Origin of the sequence: Ornithinibacter sp. (genome assembly GCF_035443565.1) — a bacterium.
Lineage (GTDB): Bacteria > Actinomycetota > Actinomycetes > Actinomycetales > Dermatophilaceae > Fodinibacter.
On sequence record NZ_DAORSO010000080.1, the window covers coordinates 4,030 to 11,158 of the forward strand.

The 7,129-nt window shown below is 71.4% G+C and carries 6 protein-coding genes; 2 read left to right on the forward strand and 4 right to left on the reverse strand.

Annotated features, from left to right (window positions below; all coding sequences use genetic code 11):
• From PLL68_RS09465 to PLL68_RS09480, 4 genes are all read right to left on the reverse strand, one after another.
• Window positions 1–1,187: sulfate adenylyltransferase subunit 1 (locus PLL68_RS09465; RefSeq protein WP_324533516.1), on the reverse strand; the 1,187-nt coding region annotated here is incomplete at its 3' end.
• Window positions 1,187–2,137 (reverse strand): sulfate adenylyltransferase subunit CysD, encoded by a 951-nt coding sequence (gene cysD / locus PLL68_RS09470; protein ID WP_324533517.1) that lies wholly within the window; start codon window positions 2,135–2,137, stop codon window positions 1,187–1,189. The genes PLL68_RS09465 and cysD, both read right to left, overlap by 1 nt.
• A complete protein-coding gene (locus tag PLL68_RS09475; protein WP_324533518.1) occupies window positions 2,134–2,904 on the reverse strand; it encodes a phosphoadenylyl-sulfate reductase in 771 nt (256 codons plus the stop codon). Before PLL68_RS09475 ends, cysD begins: the two co-directional genes overlap by 4 nt.
• On the reverse strand, window positions 2,901–4,616 hold the full coding sequence (locus PLL68_RS09480) for a nitrite/sulfite reductase (protein ID WP_324533519.1): 1,716 nt from the start codon (window positions 4,614–4,616) through the stop codon (window positions 2,901–2,903). The genes PLL68_RS09475 and PLL68_RS09480 overlap by 4 nt, the downstream gene beginning before the upstream one ends.
• A 146-nt stretch (window positions 4,617–4,762) precedes the next feature.
• Here PLL68_RS09480 and PLL68_RS09485 point away from each other — a divergent pair, with 146 nt between their 5' ends.
• Both PLL68_RS09485 and dxs read left to right on the forward strand, forming a co-directional pair.
• Window positions 4,763–5,200 (forward strand): hypothetical protein, encoded by a 438-nt coding sequence (locus PLL68_RS09485; RefSeq protein ID WP_324533520.1) that lies wholly within the window; start codon window positions 4,763–4,765, stop codon window positions 5,198–5,200.
• A gap of 91 nt (window positions 5,201–5,291) precedes the next feature.
• Window positions 5,292–7,129: 1-deoxy-D-xylulose-5-phosphate synthase (dxs, locus tag PLL68_RS09490; RefSeq protein WP_324533521.1), on the forward strand; the 1,838-nt coding region annotated here is incomplete at its 3' end.

Genomic DNA, 7,129 nt, shown 5'->3' on the forward strand with positions numbered 1-7,129 from the left:
CGGCGTGAGGTCGAGTACTCCTCGACGGGCAGGGGAGCGGCGAAGCGCACCGTCACCCGGCCGATGTCGTTGAGGGCCAGTTCGCCGGCCGGGGCCAGGCGCAGGGCGTCGAGGTCGAGGCGGCCGTCGATCGAGCGCACCATCGCGAGCACCGTGCGGGACCCGTGCTTGACGAGCAGGCGAGCACCGGGGCGCAGCGGCTCGTCGCCGAGCCAGCAGGCGAGCGCGGTCACCTCCTGACGCAGCGGCACGGGGTCGGTGGCGGCGGCGAGGAGGTCGCCGCGACTGACGTCGACGTCGTCGGTGAGGCGGATGGTCACCGACTGCGGGGCTACGGCCACGTCGAGCGACTGCTCACCGAGATCGATCCCCGCAACCGTGGACCGCAGCCCCGACGGGTGCACGACGACCTCGTCGCCGACCCGCACCGAACCCGATGCGAGCTGCCCCGCGTACCCGCGGTACTCCACGTGTTCGGGTGAGCGGGCGGCGCCCTGGGGACGGATGACGACCTGGACCGGCATCCGGAACGACTCGTGCACCGGGTCGGTGTCGGCGGGCAGGGTCTCGAGGAGCTCGAGCAGCGACGGCCCGTCGTACCACGGGGTGTTGGGGGAGCGGTCCACGACGTTGTCCCCGACGAGGGCGGAGACCGGCACGGCGTGCGCGTCGGGGATGCCGAGCTCGGTCGCGATCGCCCGCACGTCGGCGGCCAGGGTGCGGAAGACCTCTTCGCTGTGGGCGACGAGGTCGATCTTGTTCACGGCGATGACGACGTGCGGCACCCGCATGAGGGCCGCGACGGCGAGGTGGCGACGGGTCTGCTCGAGCACTCCCTTGCGGGCGTCGACGAGCAGCACGAGGGCGTCGGCCGTCGAGGACCCGGTGACGGTGTTGCGCGTGTACTGCACGTGGCCGGGACAGTCGGCCAGGACGAACGAGCGCTCGGCGGTCGCGAAGTAGCGGTACGCGACGTCGATGGTGATGCCCTGCTCGCGTTCGGCCCGTAGCCCGTCGGTGAGCAGCGCGAGGTCGGCCGTGTCGAGACCGCGGTCCCGGCTGACCCGCTCCACGGCATCCAGCTGGTCGACGAGGACGGACTTGGAGTCGTGCAGCAGCCGCCCGACGAGGGTGGACTTGCCGTCGTCGACCGATCCGGCGGTCGCGAGGCGAAGCAGGGTCGACATCAGAAATAGCCTTCCTTCTTGCGGTCCTCCATGGCGGCCTCGGAGATCCGGTCGTCGGCGCGGGTCGCCCCGCGCTCGGTCAGCGTGGAGGCCGCGACCTCGGCGACGACGTCGGCGACGGATGCCGCGTCACTGGCCACCGCGCCCGTGCAGGACATGTCACCGACGGTGCGGTAGCGGACCTGCCGGGTCTCGACGCGCTCGCCGGGGCGAGGCTGGGAGTACGGACCGACCGCGAGCAACATGCCGTCACGCTCGAAGACCTCGCGGTCGTGGGCGTAGTACAGGCCGGGCAGGTCGATGTTCTCGCGCTCGATGTAGCGCCACACGTCGAGCTCGGTCCAGTTCGACAGCGGGAACACCCGCACGTGCTCGCCCGGGCGGTGGCGCGGGTTGAAGATGTTCCACAGCTCGGGGCGCTGGTTCTTGGGGTCCCACTGGCCGAAGTCGTCGCGCAGGCTGACGACGCGCTCCTTGGCGCGGGCCTTCTCCTCGTCGCGGCGACCGCCCCCGAAGACCCCGTCGAAGCGGTGCCGGGCGATGGCGTCGAGCAGCGGCTGGGTCTGCAGCGGGTTGCGGGTGCCGTCGGCACGCTCGCGCAGGCGGCCGTCGTCGATCCAGTCCTGGACCGAGGCCACCTCGAGCCGCAGGCCGAGCCGCTCGACGGTGGCGTCGCGGTAGGCGAGCACCTCGGGGAAGTTGTGCCCGGTGTCGACGTGCAGCACGGGGAAGGGCACGGGGGCCGGCCAGAATGCCTTGGCGGCGACGTGCAGCATGACCACGGAGTCCTTGCCGCCGCTGAAGAGCAGCACGGGACGTTCGAGCTCGGCGGTGATCTCGCGGATGACGAGCATCGCCTCGCTCTCGAGGACGTCGAGCTGGGTCAGGACCGGGAGGTCGGTGGAGGTCGTGCTCACGGATGTGGATTCCTTCGTCATCGTGGCGCTCATGGGTGCAGCCCGCACTCGGTCTTGGCGAACCCGGCCCAGCGTCCGGCGCGTGGGTCGTCGCCGGGGGCGACGCGCTTCGTGCACGGCTCGCAGCCGATCGAGGGGTACCCGTCGGAGAGCAGGAGGTTCACGGGCACCCGCCGGTCGGTGGCGTAGCCGAGCAGGTCGTCGAACGACCAGGCAGCGAGGGGGTTGAGCTTCACGAGGCCGAACTGCTCGTCGAAGGTGACGAGCGGGGTGTCGGCCCGGGTCGGTCCCTCCTCGCGTCGCACGCCGGTGACCCAGGCCTCGTAACCGGCCAGCGCGGCCTTCAGCGGTTCGACCTTGCGCATCCGGCAGCAGGCGGCGGGATCGCGGTCGTGCAGCGTCGGGCCGTACTGCGCGTCCTGCTCGGCGACGGTCAGCTCAGGCAGGACGTCGACGATCGTGACGTCGAGCTCGTGCTCGACCTGGTTGCGCGTTCCGTGGGTCTCGGCGAAGTGGTAGCCGGTGTCGAGGAAGAGCACGTCGACCCCGGGGGCCTGCTCCGCGACGACGTGGGGGAGCACGGCATCCGCCATGCTGCACGCGACGGCGAGGGTGCCGGGGAAGGTGCGCGCGGCCCACTCCGCGACCTCCGCGGCATCCGCCTCGGTCCCACCCGGACGGTGGGCGGCGGTGAGGAGCCGCTCACCCTCGGTGGCGAGCGCGCGCAACTCGTCGGTGGTGCGCCGGCGGGTCGGGGCGGTGGATGCCGGGGTGGTGGTCGTGGTCTGGTCTGCGCTCATCGCAGCTCCTCCTCGTCGACGCGGTGGGCCCAGGTCGCGAACGTCTCACCGGGTGCGCGCTGGTCCAGCCAGCGGCGGACGAGGCGTTCGACCAGGTCGGGTAGGTCTGCAGCAGTGACCTTCAGGCCACGCACGGTGCGCCCGAGGCCGGCCTCGTCGCGGTCGGCCGAGGCCAGCCCGCCGCCGAGGTGCACCTGGAAGCCGGGCTGCTGGACGTCGTCGACGGTCACGATCATGCCCTTGAGGCCGATGTCGGCGACCTGGATGCGGGCGCACGAGTTGGGGCAGCCGTTGACGTTCAGGGTGACCGGGGCGTCGATCTGCGCGGTGACGTCGGCCAGGCGCTGCTCGAGCTCGGCGATGGCCGTGGCGGCAGCCGCCTTGGTCTCGACGATCGCGAGCTTGCAGAACTCGATGCCGGTGCACGCCATCGTGTGGCGCCGGAACGGGCTCGGTGCGACCGACAGGCCCAGGTTCTCGAGGCCGGTGACGAGGTCGTCGAGACGGGCGGGCGGGACGTCGAGGACGACGAGCTTCTGGTGCGGGGTCAGGCGCACCCGGTCGGTGCCGGCGGCCTCCATGACATCAGCGAGGCCGGTGAGCACGTCGCCACTGACGCGCCCGACGACCGGGGCGGCGCCGACGTAGTGGTTGCCGTCCTTCTGGAGGTGGATGCCGACGTGGTCGCCGGGGGTGGATGCCGGGGCGGGGGGAGGGCCGTCGGGCAGGGCGCGTGCGAGGTACTCGGTCTCGAGCACCTCGCGGAACTTCGCGGGGCCCCACTCGGCGAGCAGGAACTTCAGGCGGGCCTTGGTGCGCATCCGGCGGTAGCCGTAGTCGCGGAAGATGCGGATGACGCCCAGCCAGACCTCTGCGGCCTCGTCCGGGGCGACGAAGACGCCGATCCGCTCGGCCAGGCGCGGCGCCGTGGACAGGCCGCCACCGACCCACAGGTCGTAGCCGGCGCCCAGCTCGGGGTGGACGACGCCGACGAGGGAGATGTCGTTGATCTCGTGGACGACGTCCAGGCTCGGGTGGCCGGTGATGGCGGACTTGAACTTGCGGGGCAGGTTGGCGAGCTCGGGGTCACCGACGAAGCGGCGGGTGATCTCGTCGATGACCGGGGTCGGGTCGAGGATCTCGTCGGCGGCGATCCCGGCGAGCGGGCTGCCGAGGATGACGCGGGGGGTGTCACCGCAGGCCTCGGTCGTCTGGAGCCCGACGGCCTCGAGGCGCCGCCAGATCTCGGGGACGTCCTCGACGCGGATCCAGTGGTACTGGATGTTCTGCCGGTCGCTGATGTCGGCGGTGCCGCGGGCGAAGTCGTGGCTGATGTCGGCGAGCACGCGCAGCTGGTGCAGGGTCAGGGCGCCGCCGTCGAGGCGCACCCGCAGCATGAAGTACTCGTCGGAGAGCTCGGTGTCGTCGAGCTGGGCCGTGCGGCCGCCGTCGATGCCGGGCTTGCGCTGGGTGTACAGCCCCCACCAGCGGAACCGGCCACTGAGGTCCTGCGGGGGGATCGAGGCGAAGCCGTCGCGCGAGTAGATCTGCTCGATGCGCTCGCGGACGTTGAGGCCGCCGTCCTCCTGCTTCCACACCTCGTTGGGGTTCAGCGGCTCCCGGCCGTCGACCGCCCACTGGCCGTTCGAGCGCCCGGCCCGAGGGGGGCGAAGAGCCCGCCCGGTCGTGCCTTCGGTCGTCTGTGCGGTCATGTCTCCACCGGTGGGTCGTCGTGGTCAGCAGGGCCGAACGGGGTCGGTCACGCTGCCAAAGGATTAGCAACAGTCATCAAATGTATAACGCTCGATTACCTGAAGAGTCTTCGTCCACCATGTGATCCCGGCGTATGCTCGAACACGTGTTCGAGAATCCGCCGCTGCGCGCTGGGAGCCCGGCCTCCCCGGCGCGCCAGCGAGCGGCATCCGGCTCGGGCCTGGCTGGCCCACCGGGATGGCCGAACGGTGTCCCACCACCGGGTGAGCGCGGCTGGGACCACCGGGCCACGGCCTGGTTGCTCGACCACTGCCCACCGGACTATCGGCTCTATCCGGCGTGGCGACGGCATCCGGTGGCGTTGGCGTGGTTCACGGTGCGCCACCTCGACGCCCAGCTCGACGCGATGCGCTCGGCCTACCGCGAGGTGCGGGTCGAGCTCGTCGACGACATCGGCCCCGAGGGGGTGGCCCAGGTGCTGAGCGACCTCGAGTGCGAAGGGGTGCGGTTGTTGTCGGCCAGGCGGGCTGCGGGGCTGCTCCTGGACGCCCTGCGCGGTCTGGAGTTCGTCCCGCGGCTGTGATCGGTGCCTTGTCAAGGGTCGACCGGGTCGAGCGCCTAGACTTCTGGGGTTCGTGTCGTGGATGTTGCATCAGATCAGGAGGTGGGCACCGGTGAGTCTGCTCGACCGCATCGAGGGCCCCAACGACCTCAGGAAGCTGAGTGCCGACCAGCTGCCCGAGCTGGCCGAGGAGATCCGCCGTTTCCTCGTCCACGAGGTCTCGCGCACCGGCGGCCACCTCGGCCCGAACCTGGGCGTCGTCGAGCTGACCATCGCGATCCACCGGGTCTTCGACTCGCCGAACGACACCGTGGTGTTCGACACCGGCCACCAGTCCTACGTGCACAAGGTGCTCACCGGGCGCCACGACTTCTCGGGGCTGCGCACCCAGGGTGGCCTGTCCGGTTACCCGAGCCGCGCCGAGTCCGTGCACGACGTCGTCGAGAACTCCCACGCCTCGGCCTCGCTGTCGTGGGCCCACGGCATCGCCGCTGGCCGGGTCGTGCGTGCAGAGACCAACCGCCACACCGTCGCGGTCATCGGTGACGGCGCCCTGACCGGCGGCATGGCCTGGGAGGCGCTGAACAACATCGCGGCCGAGCCGGACCTCCCCCTGGTCATCGTCGTCAACGACAACGAACGCTCCTACGCGCCGACCAGGGGCGGCCTCGCCGATCACCTGGCGACCCTGCGCACGACCCGCGGCTACGAGCGCTTCCTCGACTGGGGCAAGCACACCCTGGCGCGCACCCCCGTCGTCGGCGGCGCGATGTACGAGACGCTGCACGGGATGAAGAAGGGCATCAAGGACATCGTCGCGCCCCAGGGGCTCTTCGAGGACCTCGGCCTGAAGTACGTCGGCCCGGTCGACGGGCACGACGAGCAGGCCCTCGAGGCCGCGCTGCGCAAGGCCCGGGCCTTCGGTGGCCCGGTGCTCGTGCACGTCATCACCCAGAAGGGGCGCGGCTACGACCCCGCCATCACCGACGAGGCCGACCAGTTCCACGCCGTCGGGGTCATCAACCCCGAGACCGGCCTCCCGCTGGAGATCGCCGGCCGCAGCTGGACCGACGAGTTCAGTGACGAGATGGTGCGCATCGGGGCAGAGCGTGAGGACGTCGTCGCCATCACCGCGGCGATGATGATCCCCGTCGGCCTCAAGGACTTCAGCAACGCCTACCCCGAGCGCACGTTCGACGTCGGCATCGCCGAGCAGCACGCGCTGACGATGGCCGCCGGTCTGGCGTTCTCCGGCCTGCACCCGGTCGTGGCCGTCTACGCGACGTTCCTCAACCGCGCCTTCGACCAGCTGCTCATGGACTGCGCGATGCACCGCGCCGGGGTCACCGTCGTGCTCGACCGCTCGGGCATCACCGGCCCCGACGGCGCCTCGCACCACGGCATGTGGGACATGACGATCAGCGGTGTCGTGCCTGGGCTGCACCTCGCGGCACCACGCGACGGGCAGCAGGTGGCCCGCGCGGTGCGCGCCGCCGTGGACATCTCCGATGCCCCCTCGGTGGTGCGCTTCCCCAAGGGGTCGGTGGGTGCCCCGATCGAGGCCGTTCGCACCGTCGGCACCGTCGACGTCCTGGCCGAGCCCGACGAGGCAGAGGTCGACGTGCTCCTCGTGGGGGTCGGGTCGATGGCGGCCACCGCGATGGCTGCGGCTGAGAAGCTCTCGGCCGAAGGGGTGCGCGTGCGCGTCGTCGACCCGGTGTGGGCGCTGCCGGTCAGCCCGGACCTCGTGACCCTCGCTGGGGCAGCGGGCCGGGTCGCCGTCGTCGAGGACAACGTCGTCGTGGGTGGCATCGGCTCCCAGGTTGAGCTGGTGCTGCGCGAGGCCGGCCTGGCCACACCGCTCGACCAGTTCGGCATCCCGAGCGAGTTCCTCGACCACGGCTCGCGCGGCCAGGTGCTCGACCGCATCGGTCTGACGCCGGATGCCGT

Bases quoted from the DNA above. Each gene is read 5' to 3' on its own strand.
- PLL68_RS09480 (WP_324533519.1), bottom strand. From the start codon at position 4,616: ATGACCGCACAGACGACCGAAGGCACGACCGGGCGGGCTCTTCGCCCC.
- PLL68_RS09475 (WP_324533518.1), bottom strand. From the start codon at position 2,904: ATGAGCGCAGACCAGACCACGACCACCACCCCGGCATCCACCGCCCCG.
- cysD (WP_324533517.1), bottom strand. From the start codon at position 2,137: ATGAGCGCCACGATGACGAAGGAATCCACATCCGTGAGCACGACCTCC.